This window comes from Rhodococcus sp. T2V, assembly GCF_029269925.1.
GTDB lineage: Bacteria > Actinomycetota > Actinomycetes > Mycobacteriales > Mycobacteriaceae > Rhodococcus_F > Rhodococcus_F koreensis.
The window spans coordinates 33547-50289 of record NZ_JARJBD010000076.1 but is presented as its reverse complement, the minus strand read 5'-3'; the positions used below and the strand labels follow the sequence as shown (position 1 = coordinate 50289).

At 64.4% G+C, this 16743-nt stretch carries 16 protein-coding genes and 2 pseudogenes; 9 read left to right on the top strand and 9 right to left on the bottom strand.

Going from position 1 to position 16743, the window contains the following annotated elements; all coding sequences use genetic code 11:
- Positions 1-307: pseudogene (locus P3H15_RS40105) on the bottom strand (ISL3 family transposase); the annotation flags it as partial.
- Positions 308-876: 569 nt separating this feature from the next.
- Between P3H15_RS40105 and P3H15_RS40100 the strand changes: the two are divergent.
- Together P3H15_RS40100 and P3H15_RS40095 are read left to right on the top strand one after the other, a co-directional pair.
- Positions 877-1101, top strand: a complete 225-nt coding sequence (locus P3H15_RS40100) for a hypothetical protein (protein WP_276142353.1) — start codon at positions 877-879, stop codon at positions 1099-1101.
- 246 nt (positions 1102-1347) lie between these two features.
- A complete protein-coding gene (locus P3H15_RS40095) occupies positions 1348-1839 on the top strand; it encodes a hypothetical protein (RefSeq protein WP_276142352.1) in 492 nt (163 codons plus the stop codon).
- 130 nt (positions 1840-1969) lie between these two features.
- Here P3H15_RS40095 and P3H15_RS40090 read toward each other — a convergent pair whose 3' ends face one another.
- The gene (locus P3H15_RS40090; protein ID WP_276142351.1) at positions 1970-2617 is read right to left on the bottom strand and encodes a PAS and ANTAR domain-containing protein; all 648 of its coding nucleotides are present in this window, start codon (positions 2615-2617) and stop codon (positions 1970-1972) included.
- Between the two features lie 593 nt (positions 2618-3210).
- Here P3H15_RS40090 and P3H15_RS40085 point away from each other — a divergent pair.
- Positions 3211-3519, top strand: a complete 309-nt coding sequence (locus P3H15_RS40085) for a hypothetical protein (RefSeq protein ID WP_276142350.1) — start codon at positions 3211-3213, stop codon at positions 3517-3519.
- 137 nt (positions 3520-3656) lie between these two features.
- On the opposite strand, the gene P3H15_RS40080 is transcribed toward P3H15_RS40085, so the two are convergent.
- Positions 3657-4307 carry a superoxide dismutase family protein gene (locus P3H15_RS40080; protein WP_276142349.1) on the bottom strand — a complete coding sequence of 217 codons (651 nt, stop codon included), beginning with the start codon at positions 4305-4307 and terminating at the stop codon, positions 3657-3659.
- A 214-nt stretch (positions 4308-4521) separates the two neighbouring features.
- Between P3H15_RS40080 and P3H15_RS40075 the strand changes: the two genes are divergently transcribed.
- From P3H15_RS40075 to P3H15_RS40065, 3 genes are all read left to right on the top strand, one after another.
- Positions 4522-4869: an Lsr2 family protein gene (locus P3H15_RS40075; RefSeq protein WP_276142348.1), complete on the top strand. Its 348-nt coding sequence runs from the start codon at positions 4522-4524 to the stop codon at positions 4867-4869.
- A 423-nt stretch (positions 4870-5292) separates the two neighbouring features.
- On the top strand, positions 5293-5508 hold the full coding sequence (locus P3H15_RS40070; RefSeq protein WP_276142347.1) for a hypothetical protein: 216 nt from the start codon (positions 5293-5295) through the stop codon (positions 5506-5508).
- 725 nt (positions 5509-6233) lie between these two features.
- On the top strand, positions 6234-6923 hold the full coding sequence (locus tag P3H15_RS40065) for a ScbR family autoregulator-binding transcription factor (RefSeq protein WP_276142356.1): 690 nt from the start codon (positions 6234-6236) through the stop codon (positions 6921-6923).
- A 5-nt stretch (positions 6924-6928) separates the two neighbouring features.
- Here the strand turns inward: P3H15_RS40065 and P3H15_RS40060 are convergent, their stop codons facing one another.
- From P3H15_RS40060 to P3H15_RS40050, 3 genes and pseudogenes are all read right to left on the bottom strand, one after another.
- Positions 6929-7855, bottom strand: a complete 927-nt coding sequence (locus P3H15_RS40060; RefSeq protein ID WP_276142346.1) for a ScbA/BarX family gamma-butyrolactone biosynthesis protein — start codon at positions 7853-7855, stop codon at positions 6929-6931.
- A gap of 571 nt (positions 7856-8426) precedes the next feature.
- A pseudogene (locus P3H15_RS40055) lies at positions 8427-9035 on the bottom strand (transposase); the annotation flags it as partial.
- Between the two features lie 136 nt (positions 9036-9171).
- Complete coding sequence (locus P3H15_RS40050) at positions 9172-10023, bottom strand: SDR family NAD(P)-dependent oxidoreductase (RefSeq protein ID WP_276142345.1); 852 nt, start codon at positions 10021-10023, stop codon at positions 9172-9174.
- 1314 nt (positions 10024-11337) lie between these two features.
- Here P3H15_RS40050 and P3H15_RS40045 point away from each other — a divergent pair.
- The gene (locus P3H15_RS40045; RefSeq protein ID WP_276142344.1) at positions 11338-12681 is read left to right on the top strand and encodes an LLM class flavin-dependent oxidoreductase; all 1344 of its coding nucleotides are present in this window, start codon (positions 11338-11340) and stop codon (positions 12679-12681) included.
- Between the two features lie 16 nt (positions 12682-12697).
- On the opposite strand, the gene P3H15_RS40040 is transcribed toward P3H15_RS40045, so the two are convergent.
- Positions 12698-13126 carry a hypothetical protein gene (locus P3H15_RS40040; RefSeq protein WP_276142343.1) on the bottom strand — a complete coding sequence of 143 codons (429 nt, stop codon included), beginning with the start codon at positions 13124-13126 and terminating at the stop codon, positions 12698-12700.
- Positions 13127-13929: 803 nt separating this feature from the next.
- On the opposite strand from P3H15_RS40040, the gene P3H15_RS40035 reads away from it, so the two are divergent.
- Positions 13930-14745 (top strand): IS5 family transposase, encoded by an 816-nt coding sequence (locus P3H15_RS40035; protein ID WP_276142355.1) that lies wholly within the window; start codon positions 13930-13932, stop codon positions 14743-14745.
- 15 nt (positions 14746-14760) lie between these two features.
- Here the strand turns inward: P3H15_RS40035 and P3H15_RS40030 are convergent, their stop codons facing one another.
- Both P3H15_RS40030 and P3H15_RS40025 read right to left on the bottom strand, forming a co-directional pair.
- Entirely contained in the window at positions 14761-15033 is a 273-nt protein-coding gene (locus P3H15_RS40030; RefSeq protein WP_276142342.1) for a hypothetical protein, read from the bottom strand.
- A 12-nt stretch (positions 15034-15045) separates the two neighbouring features.
- Positions 15046-15339, bottom strand: coding sequence for a hypothetical protein (locus P3H15_RS40025; protein ID WP_276142341.1), 294 nt, complete (start codon positions 15337-15339; stop codon positions 15046-15048).
- A 744-nt stretch (positions 15340-16083) separates the two neighbouring features.
- On the opposite strand from P3H15_RS40025, the gene P3H15_RS40020 reads away from it, so the two are divergent.
- Positions 16084-16734 (top strand): hypothetical protein, encoded by a 651-nt coding sequence (locus tag P3H15_RS40020; RefSeq protein ID WP_276142340.1) that lies wholly within the window; start codon positions 16084-16086, stop codon positions 16732-16734.
- Positions 16735-16743 lie beyond the last annotated feature (9 nt).

The following is a 16743-nucleotide window of genomic DNA, read 5'->3' as shown; positions in this document are numbered from 1 at the left end:
CGGTGGGTCGGTCGGGTATCGACCGCACTGCCCGCAGCAGGGTGTCCCGGCTGACGGCGACTCCGAGTCGGCCGGAGAGTCGGGCGCCGGCCCGGCCCGCGGCGGCCAGGCCGATCGCTTCGATCATCGCTGTCCCCGCCGGTGTTCGCCGACTCCAGCGCTCGGTCAACCCCGCGATTTGCTCGGCGAAAGTTGTTGCCGCGCAGTCAGTGGTGTCGCAGAAGAACCGGCGGGCCCGGACATCGATCAGGACCGGATGCCCGCCGATCGCGGTGTCGGCCAGCTGTCGGCGATACCGCGAATGCACACGAGTGGCTTCACCATCGCACCGCGGGCACCACGCTCGGTCACCTCGGGAACGGGCCTGGATTCGGATCGTCGATCCGACTCGCCAAACACCCACAACATCGATACCTGCCAGATGCGGGAGTAAGACCCGCACATCGTCTTCAGCGCACTCGGAGAATCCTCACCCGACCTCGTCGATGCAGGTCAGTGACACGCCAGGAGGCTTCACGAAATTTGCGCCAGATCCAATTACGTGACGGACAAACCCCTCAACCTGGGGAATTAGATGACCGCTGACACCCACCGTGTGCCCGAGTGCTGATCTCGGGAGTGTGGGTGTGGCCGTTCTTCGGCCGCACCCCACCATTCATTCCGTCGCGCCCGGGCCACGGACCGCAGGCCTGGTTGGGTTTGGGGGCACTGATCGACTTCTGCGGAGAGATGAGCACGCCCTTGTCGTGCCGCTCATTGACATGCCTCGTCCCGCCGAGCCGGACGAGGGGATGTTTCTCGCGCCGGCACGGGGGTCGATGACGCTGCGGCGCTTCTACGCTGGGGGGGGACCACGATCAGCGGCGGGAGACGATCATGAGTTACGAAGCGATCTACGACGGGGTCCGGTATCCGCTCGCCGATGCGGCCACCGCCCACGGCCTCGAGGACGCCATCCGCGGCCTGTTCGACAACGGCAACGGCGGTTTCGTCGGTTTCGTCAGCCAGAACTCGACGGTGCGCCTGTTGATTACACCGGCGACGCCGGTCGCGATTCGGGGCAGCGACGAGCCGAACCCGAGCGTCGTCTACCGCTGGTAGCCCCGCCCACAGCCGGCACCAACCGGCGGCCCCAGCCGAGAGACGGTGCTCGCCATGTCGACGGCCAGAGCACCAGCGGAGAGTGAACCGTCAACGGTGAGGCGGATCGGCCCTCCCGCCCTCCGGTCACGCGGGATCGCGATGGTCAGCTAGGCCGGCCGGGTCGGCGCCAGAAGTCGTCTCCCATGAAGGGTTTTCGTACCGGCCGGTCTGCGTGATGGGGCCCGGGGCCGGGCACCCTCTTGTATGGGATCGAACGCAGGCAACCCCACCAGCTCGCCGGCCGCGACTCTCGGCGGTCGACTGTTGCAACTGGTCGGTGACCGGGACGCCGCCCGGTTCTCGCGCGAGGTATCCCGGGTGTGCGCGGAGCTGCACCCGACCGGGGGTCGGCCGGTGTACGGCGATGTGCTCGCCTGGGTCGTCGACGCCACCGTCGGTGTCATCGTCGCGCGGCTGGGCGGCGCGGGTCCGGAGGAGACGGTGATCCTCGACGTCCGCTTCACCGATGGTCGACGGTACGTCGACGGTGAGGCTCTGCCGGCGTCGGAGCGGTGGGTGCTGCGGACCGTGGCGGAGTTCCTGGCCGAGGATGTGGTGGAAGGGGAGCGGTCGCTCACGGCCGCCGAACAATTCGACATCGCCCTGCGCGCGGAGATCTTGGCCGATGCCCTGATCTGGCTGGACTTCGTTCTCGATGTCGACCTTCCCGACCCACCCGACATGGCTGCCGTGTAGAAGGCGCATCCAGGCTCGGAAAGTGTTTCGGGCCGGGGCGTTTTCGTGCGACGGGCGGGTGCCGGTTCGGGTGCGCGGGTGTTGAGCTCCCGGTGTGGGGACCGCCGGTCGATTCTGTCACTTGTTGGGGCTATGTGATGCGCGGAGGGCGGTGGTGGGCGGTGAGCAACAGGTGATCGAACCGGGTGCGGAGGCCGGTGTCGGGTTCGAGTTCGCCGAATGCGGCGACGATCCGTTCGGCCAAGGTGCGGAGCCGGGTATTGGTTTCCTGGGAGCGCCAGGTCAGGATGTCGAACGCGCGGTCGGCGGGAATGCCGTAGACCAGCATCAGCGCGCCCTTGGCCTGCTCGATCATCGCACGCGATTGTTCGAGGGCGGCGACGGTTTCGTCGACCGAGTCCTTGACGTCGCTGCGGTGGGAGTCGGTGATGTCGATGTAGAACCCGGTCGTGCCGATCACGGCGCCGGTGTCGTCGTGCATGCGGTCGCCGACGACCACGACCTGGTGGATTGTGCCGGTGGTGTCGATGATGCGGTGTTTGCTGCTGAAGGGTTCGGCGTCGTTGATCATCCGGTCCAGGACCCGGGCGACGTGCGGGTGGTCCTCGGGGTGTTTGTGGGAGAGCAGCAGTTCGGTGGTCGGGGTGACCTCGCCGGGCCGGTAGCCGTGCATCTGGGCGACGGTGTCGGACCATTCCCACCGCTGCCCCTCCAGGTAGAAGCGGAAACTGCCCACCCGTTGCGGCTCACCGCCGCCGAACACCTGCTCTGAATCCACGCCCTATTTTCTAGCAAATCGATAGCTCGAAAGTTGCACGAGTTGCCGGGGCGGGCCACGCCCGTTGGCCGGTACACCTTCGACGAGGGTGGCCACCGCACCTGTGACGTGCGACCTGGGGTGCGGGGCGAGCGTGCGTGCGCTCCTGCGCGGCCCCACGAAGGGAGAGGAGAGCGACGAATCTCGGCCTACGCGGCGGAGAGGTCGCGCCCCCTACCGGGACCGAAGGGCCGCCGTTCGGCACACTCTGGTTGCGGCGGCAGGAACTGCGGACCCTGCCTGCAGCGTGGCTGGCCCGAAAGTCACGGAACTCTGCTCGGGGCCCGCGGCGCTCCACAGACCCGCAACGCTCACCCGGGTGCAGTACCCCGCCACTCGACGAGGTGGCAGGGGTACACCGCAGGTGAGAGGAGGTGTTCTCCTGCGCATCTGGCGGTGCGCGGTCTGTCGCCCACCCGTTCGGCCCTGCTGCTCTCGTAACCGCACCCCTGCCGTTTCCGGCCCGTCTGACGGGGCACTCGGCAAAAGGGCACATTCCCCGGGAAACGGCGTCCCCGCCAGGTCGGTCCGGGGACCGAAACATGGAGGCACGGATGAGTATGCGGGTGTGTGACACCGTCGATCACGACGAGATCCGCCGGTGGATCCAACTGCATCGTGGTGCGCCCGCCCGGGTTCCGGACCCGGCGGCGGTGTGCTCGGCGGAGGTGCTGCTCGTCGACTTCCTCGGGGCCCGGTCGGGTCACTATTTCGAGCACATTTCGTGGGCGGAATGGTTCGCCTGGTCCGATGATCACCGGCTGTGTTTCCGCTGCCCGGCCGATCCGGAGAGACTGTCGTTTCACCTGTTCCCGCGCGGAGCGGCACCGCCGACCGTCCATGCGGTCAACCTGAGCCCGTAACCCGAACCCGGCAGCCCTGCTCCGGGTGGCGGGCAAGGGGAGTACGGCGGCGTCCGAGAATGGGTTGGCGCGACTGTGCGGCTGCGTGGCGGTGTTGCTCGGTATCCGGCTCAGCTGAGGATGCCGGCGGGGTGTGGTTAGAAGTCCTCGTCGATGCAGGCCAGCCGGTCGCCGGCCATCCCGGCCTGCCCTGGGGCGGTCTGGGTGTGCTGGTCGTGGACCACCACGGACTTGGCTTCCCCGGGACGGAACTCCCAGTCGACCGTCGTCGAGGCCTGGGCGTTGCCGCCCGGGTCGGTGGTGATGTCGAGCCAGATCTCGTTCTGCGGGTTGGCATAGGCCGGATCGGATGACGGGGCTTGTGGGGTGGCGGCGGGGTCGACGGTGTTCTGGTAGTGCGGTCCCGAGTCCGCCGGGGCCGGCCCGCAGGGTTGGGTGTGCACGTGCACCCCGAAGTCACGATTGGGTGCGAGGCCGGTGGCGTCGAGGGTGATGGTGGTGCGGCCGTCGTTCTCGTCGGATTCGATGTTCACGGTCGATCCGACCGGGACGGCGGCCTCGTTGTAGGTGAAGGCGTTGTTGTCCTCGGTGAGGGCGGTCCCGGGCAGCACGAAGGCGCCTCCGGAGGTGTCGGGGACCGGCAGCATGTCGGTGGCCGTCGCGGCTGAGGATGCGGGCGGTGTTTGGACGGTGGGTTCCTCCGTCGCATCGTTGCTGCCGCATCCGGCGACGACCCGGGCGGTCAGCGACACGCCGGCGAGAACTGTGGTGCTGCGTCGGGTAGCCATACTTGTCGCAGTACCCGGGACCCGGAGATGCCGAATCACGGTGCCGTTCCGGGTCTGCCGCCCGCGGGCAGCGCTACGCCCGGCCGCACGCGCACCGCGGCGACAGTTCCCCTGGTCCTGTGGGATTTCATGGAACATCGCTGAGCTCGCCGGACTACCTGATACTTCCAGTACTGTCATCAGGTCCGTACCGAAGAACGCGAGGAGTGGATCTGTGGCACGCAAGGTCGTGGTCGAACTGGTCGACGACATCGACGGCACCGTGTTCGGTGAGGACGGCGAGAGCATCAGCTACGCCGTCGACGGCGTCGAGTACGTGATCGACCTGAAGGACGAGCACGCGACAGAGCTCCGCGAGATCTTCGAGTACTACATCGCCCACTCCACCCGGGTCGGAGGCCGTAAACACCGCTCGGACCGGACGGCCACCCCGGGTCCCACGCGGCGGCTATCGGGGGAGGCGAAGAAGATCCGGGCCTGGGCGCTCGAGCAGGGCTATACGCTCTCCTCCCGCGGTCGTATCCCCGCTGAGATCGAGCAGGCCTACCGCGACGCCCACTGACCATGGGTGTGACCCGGTGGCAGGGTCGTTCGCTGTCGGCGAACGCCCCCGGTCGCGGAATGCCCGCGGAGGGTCCCATGCTGAAGAGGCCGACGATGGCGTGCATACCCCGGGTACCCAGACCAGAACTGTCGCTGCGCGCGGCCACGTGCTTTCCTCTGGACTATCTACAAGTCCTCCACCGGCACCGATTGAGTATCGACACGGGCGCGATTGTTCCCCTGACCTGAGATCTGTGCAGGTAGAAGGCTCAGTCAGCGGTGATTGCATCGATCAGCGATCGTGGTCTCCATCCTCACCCGGCACCTGGTTGCCGCGATAGGTTAGCGTGTCGGCACAGATAAGGGGGAGTTCATGTTTGCTTGGTTTCGTCGGCCCCGCCGACCCACACGATCGCACTCTTCTGCCGAGCGCAACGAGCGGTTGATCGACGAGGCGCTGGTTGCGGCGCTGACCGGTGATCAACGCGAGAAGTACATCGAGGCCTTGCTCGAGCGGGCCGAGGTCATGAAGGAATTCAACATCGACGGTGTTCGGTCGTGTTCCCGCGGCGTCACGCCGCGGGGGCAGCTGGTGCGCTCGCCGGAGGAGATCCGAGAAGAGACCGCGTTTCTGCGCAGCCAACTGAGTTCGCAATAGGCGCCAGCACAAGCACGGTGCGGGCAACGCACAGCTGACAACCAGAAAGGGGCGTGGCGATTTCCCTTCTACCGTGGAGACGACGTGCCGCCACGTGGGGTGGGAGGTGTCAGACCCACCGCCCTGGACCGGACAATGCGACGTAAAGGGTGCAGCGTCTGACGATCTCGCGGACGGCGTCGGCGTGAGCCCCCGTCGGTATCAGCCTTGGTTGTCTGGCACGACGGTACCGACCCGGTCATGATTGGCCGCCCGCCCCGCGTGACTCGACATCACCTCACCCGCGCGCACGATCACGGCTCAGACTTCGCCGTGCAGCACACAATGCATCCTTACCCAGGCGGAGTGGGTGTTTCTTCGTTGTCGTCGACCCGGGCCGCGTGTCTCGGCGGGTTGTGCTGCCACCTCATCGGGAGGCGAAACGTGGTGACTGTTGGTGCGGGATAGGGACGAACCCCTGAAGGAACGGTTCGACTGCGACAGTAGACCATCCGCCCCGGAGTGTGGGTCCGGGGCGCCGAGGCGAAGGTATCAGCGCAGGGTGACGACGGTCGTGGTGCGACAGCCCGTGGCCGCCCACCATCCACCACCCGATCATCGCACCGCCGACTGCGGTCTCGGTTGTCCGATCCGCACCTTCTCGCTGAGCGCTGGTAGCGTTGTGCAGCTAATTGCGGTGTGTGCATTCGTCTATCGGATTTCTCGCCCCGGACGGGGCAGGGAAGGTGTGGGTAGTGGCTCAACAACAGGCGCGGGCGGTGGCGACCCGAGCGCAGATCGTTCGTGGAGCGGCGGAGACGTTCGAGAAGCAGGGCTATGTCGGAGCCAGCCTCGGAACGATCATCGAGAACACCGGCCTCACCAAGGGTGCGTTGTACTTTCATTTCAGGTCGAAGGAAGAGTTGGCGCGGTGCATCGTCGCCGAGCAGCACGCCACCTCCATCGCCTCGGTCGCGGCGATCGGCCGCGAGCAGGCTCCGGCGATCGAGCAGATCGTGATGCTCTGCCATGAGATGGCCCGGCAGATCGTGCACGACCCGATCGTGCGCGCCGGCATCCGGATCACCCTGGAGCTCAGTGCCGACGAGGACGGCCCCACCGATCCCTACCTGGACTGGATCACTACGTGCGAGCAGTTGGCGCGGCGCGCCCTCGTGGAGGGCGATCTCGAGCCTGGCATCGACCCGCCGCGGTTCGCCCGGTTCGTGATCGGTGCCTTCACCGGTGTCCAGACGGTCTCGCAGGTGCTGGCGCACCGCACCGATTTGGAGCAGCGGGTCGACGACATGTGGACGTTCCTGCTGCCCGGGATCATGCCCACCGGCCGGCGTCCGGACATCGATCGGATCCGCAAGGCGCGCTGCATCGGCGCACCCCTTGCGCGGGTCGCCGCGCCGCTGCCGCCGCGGCGTTGAGTCGTTCAGCGGTGGGCAAGCCGCACGTGTCCGGTGGCAATCTCGCTCCCTGCTTGCCGGATCACCGCCCGCACCGACAGCGGATCCGCATCGAGGGCCCGGACACCGACGGTGGTGTGCTGATCGAGTTCGGCGAAGCGGTGGAACACCGCGTCGATCGACGCCAGGTGTGCATCCGGGACCTGCAGCGCCGCGAACGCCCCCTGCCGCAGTACCTCCAGGAGCAGCATTCCGGGCAGGTGATCGAGCGGATGGTCGAACAACACCGGGTGCGTCACGTCGACCCGCACCTCCCACTCGCCCCGCCCGGTCGGCCGCCCGAGCACCACGTCCCGTTCGTCGACCTGCCCCACCACGGCGGGTGCGATGGCGGTGCTACACCGCGCTGGGCCGGGGGTGCGCGGCCCGGCGGTGCCCCAGCGCGCCCTGCTGTAGGCGGACGGCGGGAGGGCCACGGCGACACCGGATGCCGATCCGATCTCCCGACCGGCGAACCAGTACCGCAGCTCGATGCGGAAACTCGTCACCACCTCACCGCGGTGCACCAGATCAGACAGCGTGGTCTCCGCCGTCACGTCCGCGGCTGACATCCCGACCCGCAGCGCGTCGAGGTGAGCGCGAACATGCATCTCCTGCATGACGAATCGCCAGCTCGGTGGCACCCGGTATCGGGTGTGGGCAAGGTAGATCGCCGCCTGTCGCAGCGTTTCTGCCAGCAGCATCGGGTCGAATCGACCGTGTTTGGCGCGGTAGAAGCCGTGCAGTCGGGGCCACTGCGCCGCGAGGGCGAACCGGTTCGGCTCACCGAGCTCCGCGCAGTCGGTGAGGAAGACCTCGGCGATGGCCTGACGGTGCACGTAGCGGCGGGCGACGGTCCGCTCGAACGAGAGGACGGGTAATGCCTCACGAACCGGTTGGCGAGCTTGCGTCACGTACCCCTCCACAGAAACCGACCGGTCCGTTGTGCCGGGAAGCCGAACTATAGAACTGGAGTCGGACATGTGAGCAGTCGGGGTCGTCGGCGAGGCGGATCCGACGAGAACCTGCGCCCTTCGGTGAAGTGTGACCGCGACGTCGCCGGCCTGACCCGGGGTGGTCGCCTCTGCCCACACCCATGGGCCGGTCTCCGGTGGCGCGACCTGGTGTCGTTCCGGCGCCGTTGCTCATCTGCCAGGAGGTGCCTGAAGATTCGCCTGCCCTTGATGCGAGCAGGCGTTGATGGGAGCTGAGCGCACGACGATCCGTGATGGTGCTCGGGTGTGGCCGCGGCGACGCACTTACCCGCCACCACATCGGTCAAATCCCTACCTGCGCAGCAGATATGGGCGCCGCTGGCGCCATCGGCCGGCAGTCGATCGACCGCGCCGTGCATACCGTAACCGCTGACTGTGGTCACCCGAGTTCGCCCCAGCCGACCCCCACGACGAGTCCGACTGTTGCGACATTCACCGGAATCTGCCTGCCGATCAACGGGGCCAGACCAAACGGCGAAACTCAACGTACGTCTGCGGCGGTGTTGGAGCCGGCGTTGCCCGGTCGCACCATCATCGCCAACGGCTCTCCCGTGCCGTCGGGTCCGTGGTCGACGAACGCGCACAGCGGGTGGAAACCGAACCCTCTCTTGTAGGTGGCGGCAGCCCTTTCCTTTTCCGAGTGGGCGGTGACCAGGGTGGCGTCGAGGTCGATGATCAGCGGATGGCCGGCGTCGATCTCATGGTCGGGAGCCTGTTCGCCGGCGGCGTTCCAGGCGATCCGTCGGGCTGTCGAACGGGCGGAGTTGATTGCCGCCAACGCTTTCGGGGCGTCAGCGGCCAATGCGGCAATCAGTCTCGAGACGGTGGGATCGGTCGCAACCAGGCCGAAGGCTGCGGGTTCTTCCCGCAGCAGCGCGATATCGGCCAGGCAGTCGCCGCCCAGGGCGAGTGCCATCGTCAGATCGGCGATGATCTTGCCCGGATCGTGGGAGGTCGTCGGTTTACGCCACGGCTCGAGCGCACTCGACAACGCGGTCGTCAGACCTGCCATCTCTGCGGTGCGTAGCAACAACACCGCCCCGGCGTGCGACACGACACCAGTTCCGGCGGGGTCAACGGACAGTGTGGCGGGCACCACGAAATAGACTTGCCCACAAGAAAGGTGCTCGAACGCAGTGAAGATCGGCCCTTAGCAAGCCATATTCTCCCAGTTCAGAGCACCTTTCTTTATGATCAACACGCGGCCCGGGCATGACCAGCGTGAAAGCGCGAGGTTAGCGATCAGCCTCTTGCTGCTCGCCGAGCGTCTGGTCGAGACCCTCGACCGTGACCAGCTCATCCGGAACCTTGAGGATATGAAGAGCGCCACCATCAACCACGAAGTCCGACGCTGTGACATACCCCGACTCGTCGGAGGCAAGGTAGAGGGCGCAATAGCCGATGTCCTCTGGTCGTCCAAAGCGACCACGGAATTTGGGTGCGATGAAGCTCACCCGCCCCTTGCTCACTGAAGCGCGCATATTCGGCGTTGCGATAAAGCCGGGGCTGATCGAGTTCGCTCGAATACCGTGATCATAACCATCGGCCGCGATCTGACGCGTGAGCGCGATCACGCCGGCTTTAGCAGCGGCGTGGCTTGCTTCGGGCACGCCATACCAGCCGCGCTGCCCTGCGCCCGAGGCTGTGTTGACAATCGAGCCTCCGCCACGCTTGACTAGATGTGGCCAGGCAGCCTGCGTCGTCCACAGAACTAGATCGAGTTCATTGCGAATCGTGAATGACCAGTCTTCAGGTGTGATCTCACCGACTAAGCCAAATTTCGGCAGGCTGGCGTTGTTGTAGAGAATATCGATTCCGCCGAATTCGGCAACGCCCCGCTCAATCCAGTCGCGTGCGGCATCTGGATCACTGAGGTCAACCGGAGCGAAGGAGACCATTTCTCCGCCGGCCTCTCGAACTATTGCGGCGGTCGCTTCGGACTTCTCGGCGTCAAGGTCGCAGCCAACGACGCGGGCGCCCTCTGCGGCGAACAGCCGCGCAGCAGCGCTACCTTGGCCGCCGCCGGTCCCAGTGATGAAGGCGATCTTTCCCGCGAGCCGACCGGGTCGCGTGATCTCTGATGACATAGCTTCACTCCTTGTGAGCGCCGAGTGGGCGCCGCGAAAATTGTGGGCAGTACGTTCTTTACGTTCTGTTGGCGTTGGGTCCAGTGCGGCGGGTGTTTCCGAGGCCAACTCCCGGCCTAGGCCGAGGAGATTCGTGACTCGTCGACCACGCGAGGCCGTGCGAATCTAAGGGCTAGCAAACACTATCCAGTGCTTCTAGAACAGTAATCTAGAACTACAATCGAATCCATGTCAACACTGCGGCGGCAGCCCGAGGTAGGCTTGTCGAAATTTGCAGCACACTTATAAGATGTCCCTGCTAACGCAGGGATGTGGTCGGGTCACAGCGTCCAGCCTCAATCGACGGACTGTCTTCGGCGGAACTGTAAGCGGCAAGAGAAGGCACACTGCCAGGTTGTAATAGTCCGACGTTCGTCCTGATTTTCGTCAAGGAGCGACCGCTTCTAGAAGTGGGATGCCGCGAGATGCCGGAAACCATGCTCGAAGGTGTTGTGTTCGAGGTAGTTGTCCGTGTTGAACGCCGACAGAGGGCCCAACCGACCTTTCGCATTGCGACTTCGGATCCGGCCGCGGCGGTTTGAGATGATGTTCTAGATCTGCTTTCCCGCAGATGCTTTCGAGTGATCCGGTGCGAACACTCCTGTCGGTCAGCAGACGGAGCACTTCGGTGTCGTGGGCGCGGTGCGCGCCGAGCAGCAGCATCAACGTGCCGCGCAAGGTTGTCGGTGAGGGCGGGGATCTTCGTGCTCAGCCCGCCGCGGAGGCGTTCCGCCCCAACTCGGTCAGCGCTGACGCTGCCGAGAGCCCCACCGGCCTCGGTCAAACCCTCTTATGCCAAACCTCCTGGATATCTCGACGTGATGCCACCAGGATCGCTTCACGAGCCTGGGTGCACGACGTATCTACTTCGCGCGCCCAATTCGCCGCATCCGAGTGCGTCAGCTGGACCGGAATGGGCAGAACGCGGTAGGGAAAGGAGCGAAGACCCCCGAAAGGGTGTGTGGACCTTCCTGCATTGGTGTTCTTCGACTCCGATTGTTGGACATAGGCGGCCGCGGGGCATATAGTGCGCTTCTACAATCGATTGCATGCCCTGCCTGGGTCAGCACCTTGGTGCGGCGCAATGTACACGTAGACAAATCATTCAATTGGTACGGCATCGTGAGCCCGACCTGGTGTGCGTAGACGAACACGCTGCTGGTTCACATGTAGCCGGGCCGAAACAACCGGCATGTGGTGTCCGCGGGCACCACCACCGCACGTCTTACCCCGGAGCCTCACGTGTGCGGAGTTCGGTTAGAGCGAGGAGGAACAATGCCCGACAAAGGGGAAGCAATTTTGTGCCTGGTGGCTGACTGGGGTGGCCGACATCCGTCAGCGTGGCGTGACGCGGACGCGCCGAACGACCCGCCCATGAACTTCGATTACATTCGGCGCGTTGCGCAGACAGCGGAGCGAGGTAAGTTCCACGGGTTGTTTCTGGCGGATTCTCCTGCGGTAGGATTTCTCGGACACCAGGTCACCACGGAGGCTCTCTCGCGAACACACAAGGGCGTTCGCGGACCTGAGCCGCTCACGTTGCTTGCTGCTTTGTCGGCGCACACCGAGCATCTCGGTCTGCTGGCGACGGCCAGCACGACCTACTGCGAGCCTTTCAACGTGGCGCGGATGTTCGCCTCTCTGGATTTTCTCTCTGGCGGGCGCGCAGGGTGGAACGCGGTTGCCACGGCGTCGACGGCCGCAGCCCTCAACTTCGGACGCGAGGAGCACTTGGGTCATGCCGAACGTTACGACCGCGCGCAAGAGTTTGTCGATGTCGTGACTGGATTGTGGAACAGTTGGGAGGATGACGCCTTCCTGAACGAGAGGGATTCCGGGCGGTACTTCGACCCCGATAAGCTTCACGCTCTGAACTACCACGGGAAATACTTCTCGGCGGCAGGCCCATTAGATATATCGCGCTCACCGCAGGGCCAACCTGTGATCGTCCAGGCTGGATCCTCCGGACCCGGACGTGCTTTTGCTGCACGAAACGCGGAGGTCGTGTTCACACTTCAGGCCGACCCTGAAAAAGGCAAGAGCTTCTATACAGAGGTCAAGGAAGAGGCTGCCGCTTTCGGGCGAGATCCCGGTCAGGTGAAGGTCCTTCCGGGGCTGGCGTTGATCGTCGGACACAGCGAAGCCCACGCGCAAGAGAAGTTGGAGCACCTCGATTCGCTAGTGCCTGAGGAAGTCGGACGAGAGATGCTTTTGACAGTGCTCGGGAGGGATGTGGATCTGTCCGCTGTGGCGCTCGATGACCCTGTCCCGGATGTGCCGATGTCCGAAGTCGGTTCGCAAGGTGCGCAGAAGTACTTCCTAGACATGGTAAGGAGGGAGAACCTCACCGTCCGTCAAGCGATGGGCCGCTCGACACGTACCTCCGCGCATACGGTCGATCCAACCGGGGCGGCCGACATCATCGAGGAGTGGCTTGAGGCCGGGGCGGCCGACGGTTTCAATCTGATGTTCGCAGACGCGGTCGACTCACTCGAGATCTTCGTCGACAAAGTCGTCCCGGAGTTACAGCGGCGGAATCTTTTTCACACCGAGTACAGAGGTAAGACGTTGCGGGAAAACCTGGGGCTCTCGCGTCCGACTGCACGCCACGGCGCATGAAGATCGAGCCGGCGGTTTACGTCGCCGGGTAGAGGCGAACAGCCGGTGTCCACTCGACTTCCCACAGCCAATCCAGGGGCAAGTACAGGGTGAGGCGGCGGGCCGAAGACGCGATCCGGGCCGGTGCAGATACCAGGGTCCTGCGGATGGTGGCGGTCGTTGTCCCTGGCCAGCCGTTGTCCAGTAACGGCACCGGTGGCGCGGGTGAGGTTGAACGCACCGACCGCGAATTCCAGTCGGGAACTGCTGGCGTGTCCTGACGGCAGGCGTGCGAGCGCGGAGTTTTCAGGTTCGCGTGGACCTGTTCGACGATGGCGTGCCCGCGGTGGCCCCTGTCCGGGACGTCATAGTCTGTAGTGTTGAAGAGCGCGAGAAATTGCCAGACGTTGAACATCCTGCCCATGTTCCTGGCCTGCAGATTGAGGTCGGGGATGCGGCGCACCACCAACAGTCCCCGTGCCCCTTGTGGAGGCGGGCCAGGTGAATGCGGTGAAGTCGATCTCGGCGGCCTCGACCCGGGAAATCCACCGGACGCTCGGTTCGCGAACACCGCTTTCACCGTTGCGGTGATCCCGCACGGTTTGCCGAGACGTCGGCGCCAGGCGCGCAGTGCCGCAGACACGGTCGTGCCCGTAGAAAGCTGACTCGGTCCGCGCCATCTCAGACCTTTGCGACACCTGCGGGCGCAGGCGACCGAGCTTGGCGAGGGCGTCGCTGCCCATGGGAACCGTTCGTGGGGATCCGCAGTCATCGCGGCGCAGGCGCTGCCCGACCGTCATTGGTGCCTGTCCGTCGATGGTGCTGAAAATCAACGCGTTTAACCCGCGCACCCCGGTGTATCCGAAGTCGGAGCCCTGCTTCCGGTGCCCGTGCACCGGGATTGACGGTGGGGGTACCGACCCGACGAAGGTCCTGGGACAGCGTCGTTATTGTCCAGCACACGCCCGCCGACGTCGAGCCATCGATCAGCGGTGTCCGTTCGAGGCCATCAGGAATCGGGTGGCAACGACACCGAGTTGGCGGATCTATGCGAAAGTGAACGACCGCAGGAGTGAGCCCAGTTTCGACGGGAAATATGGGGCGGTCAAAGAGCGCATCTGAAAACTCGGGGTGATCGGCGTGTGACTGGTGAGGAATGGGTGAACTCCTGGTAGGTCAGTAGGTGCTTACGCCACGACCCGACCAGGAGTTCACTTGCCATCATCGCTCATCGCACTGTGTCCGTCATGCCCTACCCCGGATCAGGGGATCGGGCATCGGTGCGCGGTGTACTCGTCATCGTCGGTGACCGACGCTCAATGGGCGATTCTTGAACCACTGCTTCCTCCACCCGGCAACACCACGGGCAGTGGTGGTCGTCCCGAAAAGCACTGCCGCCGTCTGGTACTTGATGCGATCTTCTATGTCGTTCGAGGTGGGATCGCCTGGCGGCAGTTGCCGACGGAGTTCCCGCCCGCGACCACGGTGTACGCGATCTTCGTCCGCTGGGTCCGGGCAGGAGTGTGGCAGCGGATTCACGACGCGCTACGCGACAGGGTGCGGGTCCAGGGCGGCCGCCACCCGCTGCCGTCCGCGGCGATCGTCGACTCCCAATCGGTGCAGGGTTCCGACACCGTGCCCGGGTCGAGTCGTGGATACGATGCGGGGAAGAAGACGAACGGCCGTAAACGGCACATCGCTGTGGATTCGAGCGGGCTGTTGTTGGCGGTCGTGGTGACGATGGCCGGGATCCAGGACCGGGACGGCGCGGTCCGGCTGCTGGCTGCGATGCGCGCCCAGTGCTCGACGATTTCTTTGGTCTGGGCCGACGGCGGCTATGCGGGCAGGCTGATCGATTGGTCGAAACATGTTCTGTCCCTCACGGTTCAGGTTGTCAAACGCACCGACGATGTCAAAGGATTTAAGGTTCTGCCCCGGCGGTGGGTGGTCGAGCGGACCTTCGCCTGGATCTGCAAACATCGCCGATGCGTCCGCGACTACGAGACCAGACTCGACCACCACGAAGCCATCGTCTACATCGCCATGATCGCGACCATGTCACGCCGACTCGCCCGCACTGCGTGACACGAACCAGAGTTCTCAGACGCGCTCAAAGATCGTAGGCATGGTGCTGCGCTGCAGGAGCGCCACGTCGTCGAGCCGTTCGGGCCGACGACCACGTGCGCGGACACGAAAGGATATATCCCGGGCGGGATGCGAACCCTTGTCGGTCGGTACTTCTTCATCCGCCAAAGATTTCGAGCAAGCAGATGGTGTGCCGGCTTCCGCGCCGGGATCATTGCCCGCGGGGAGGGGGAGAATATCGCCCGACTGCCGCGCACCGACGGTCACCGCCGAAGGCGGGTTGATCACCTTGGTATTGAGTCACGACCAGACCGTGAAAATATGATTTGGGTATGCGCTCGCTAGGTCGCGAATTTCTTCTTGCGTGCAGCTCGATTCGGGTATGACTTGCCACAACCGCTTTATAAAGTTGTGTGTTGTCATTCCGAAGTTTATGAAGATTTCCTCCTTGGGGGCGCCCCCGTATGGTGCCCATCTTCTGGCGAAATCGATGATGAGGTTTGCTTCACTCTCCGGATGTTTGCGCTTGCGGTTGATTTCGTTCCATACGCGGCGGTGATGATGACGAAGACGGCGCTTCTTCTGATAGCTCATGGGATTTGCGTACCTATCCGGGCACGAGAGACGATTTGAAGATTGAGATGTCCTGGTAGGAGGACGGCAAGGTGAGCGAGTGCACGCGATTATGCCCGCTTGACCGAGCTTGGTGGAGACGTGCATCACGGGAGTGTGAAGTCGATGATTGTCGCTAGCCTGCTCGCGACAGCAGATCATCGAGCTGTGCAGAGGTATGGTCACGCCCCGTCGCGGAACATCGTCTCAGGCGGAGATGTCGTCGGAATTGAGAATTCTCGATGACGAGATTGGGAGATCATGATGTCCTTTCGGAGTGGCCCGGCACCACTTGGTCCCTCTCGTTGGCGCTAGAGTCACGCCGCCGCAGTGTAGGTCCGCAAGCGATCTGGGGTGGTGCCGCGCCGTGAGCTGCGGTTCGCCACTTGTTTCGGCCGTGCTCGAGATCGGCAGGGGTCGAACCATCGCGCGGCCGCCATCTGTCCTGATCCCAGTCGAGACGGAAGCCTTCCCCTGGGGTGAAGCCCTGCGACTCAGAGCATTCCACGACTCCGGTGTCCTGCAATCGATTGTTGTCAGATTAAGCGGGGTGCCGAATGTTGTCAACCCCTGGGCTAGGCCCGTTTGTAGCGCTGTTCCTGCGTATATGTAACGTGGATTCTTCCCGCGCTTCCTATGGTTGACAGGAAAGGGTTACAGGCCTAATACTCAAATCGCACACGATTGCATCATCCTCTTGAAGGGTGGAGAATGCCGAGGGGGGATATGTTCAACCTTTCGATCCGCGGAACACGTCCCCAGGTTGTCGTCGGCATTGCGGCGTTCGGTGACGCAGTGCCTGGCAATAGCCCGTCGAGCGATGGCAACTTGCCGAGCAAAGTGGGTGCGTTCCTGCCATGGACCGACGAGTTCTTTCAACCTGGTCGGGCGGCCCTGCGCAGCTGCGAGTACTGGTCGACCACGGTTAACGAGGAGGATGGGTTGCGCGGGCGCGACGTCGATCTCGTGATCAAGGACGACGCTTCGAGTCATAGCTCGATGGTGGAGCGCACCGCGCCGATCAGCCTGCCCGCATCCGTGGTTGCCGAACGAAATCAACTACCGCTCGTTGGACCCGTCAGTGGTCGATCCGACGCTCCACCTGCTCGACGAGCCGACTCTGGGCCTCAATTGCAGACTGCGCGGATCGGTGATCGGATGGCCGAGAGCGGCAAGAGGACCCTGATCGTCGAGCACACCGTCCGGTTCGGCATGCGATGGACGACCGATGGAATCGAAGGCGATACGGTAAGCGGCACGGCCGAGGCCGCAGCATCCTGCAGCGAGTCCGAGTCACTGCCATACCGCACCACACGAACCGAGGCGGCATCGGACCTCCCCCAGTGCGGTGTAATGCCGGATGAACCAACCCGTTAGGATGGCGCA

Coding starts and splice junctions, on each gene's coding strand:
- P3H15_RS40100 (WP_276142353.1), top strand. CDS start 877: ATGAGTTACGAAGCGATCTACGACGGGGTCCGGTATCCGCTCGCCGAT.
- P3H15_RS40095 (WP_276142352.1), top strand. CDS start 1,348: ATGGGATCGAACGCAGGCAACCCCACCAGCTCGCCGGCCGCGACTCTC.
- P3H15_RS40085 (WP_276142350.1), top strand. CDS start 3,211: ATGAGTATGCGGGTGTGTGACACCGTCGATCACGACGAGATCCGCCGG.
- P3H15_RS40080 (WP_276142349.1), bottom strand. CDS start 4,307: ATGGCTACCCGACGCAGCACCACAGTTCTCGCCGGCGTGTCGCTGACC.
- P3H15_RS40050 (WP_276142345.1), bottom strand. CDS start 10,023: ATGTCATCAGAGATCACGCGACCCGGTCGGCTCGCGGGAAAGATCGCC.
- P3H15_RS40045 (WP_276142344.1), top strand. CDS start 11,338: ATGCCCGACAAAGGGGAAGCAATTTTGTGCCTGGTGGCTGACTGGGGT.
- P3H15_RS40025 (WP_276142341.1), bottom strand. CDS start 15,339: ATGAGCTATCAGAAGAAGCGCCGTCTTCGTCATCATCACCGCCGCGTA.
- P3H15_RS40020 (WP_276142340.1), top strand. CDS start 16,084: ATGTTCAACCTTTCGATCCGCGGAACACGTCCCCAGGTTGTCGTCGGC.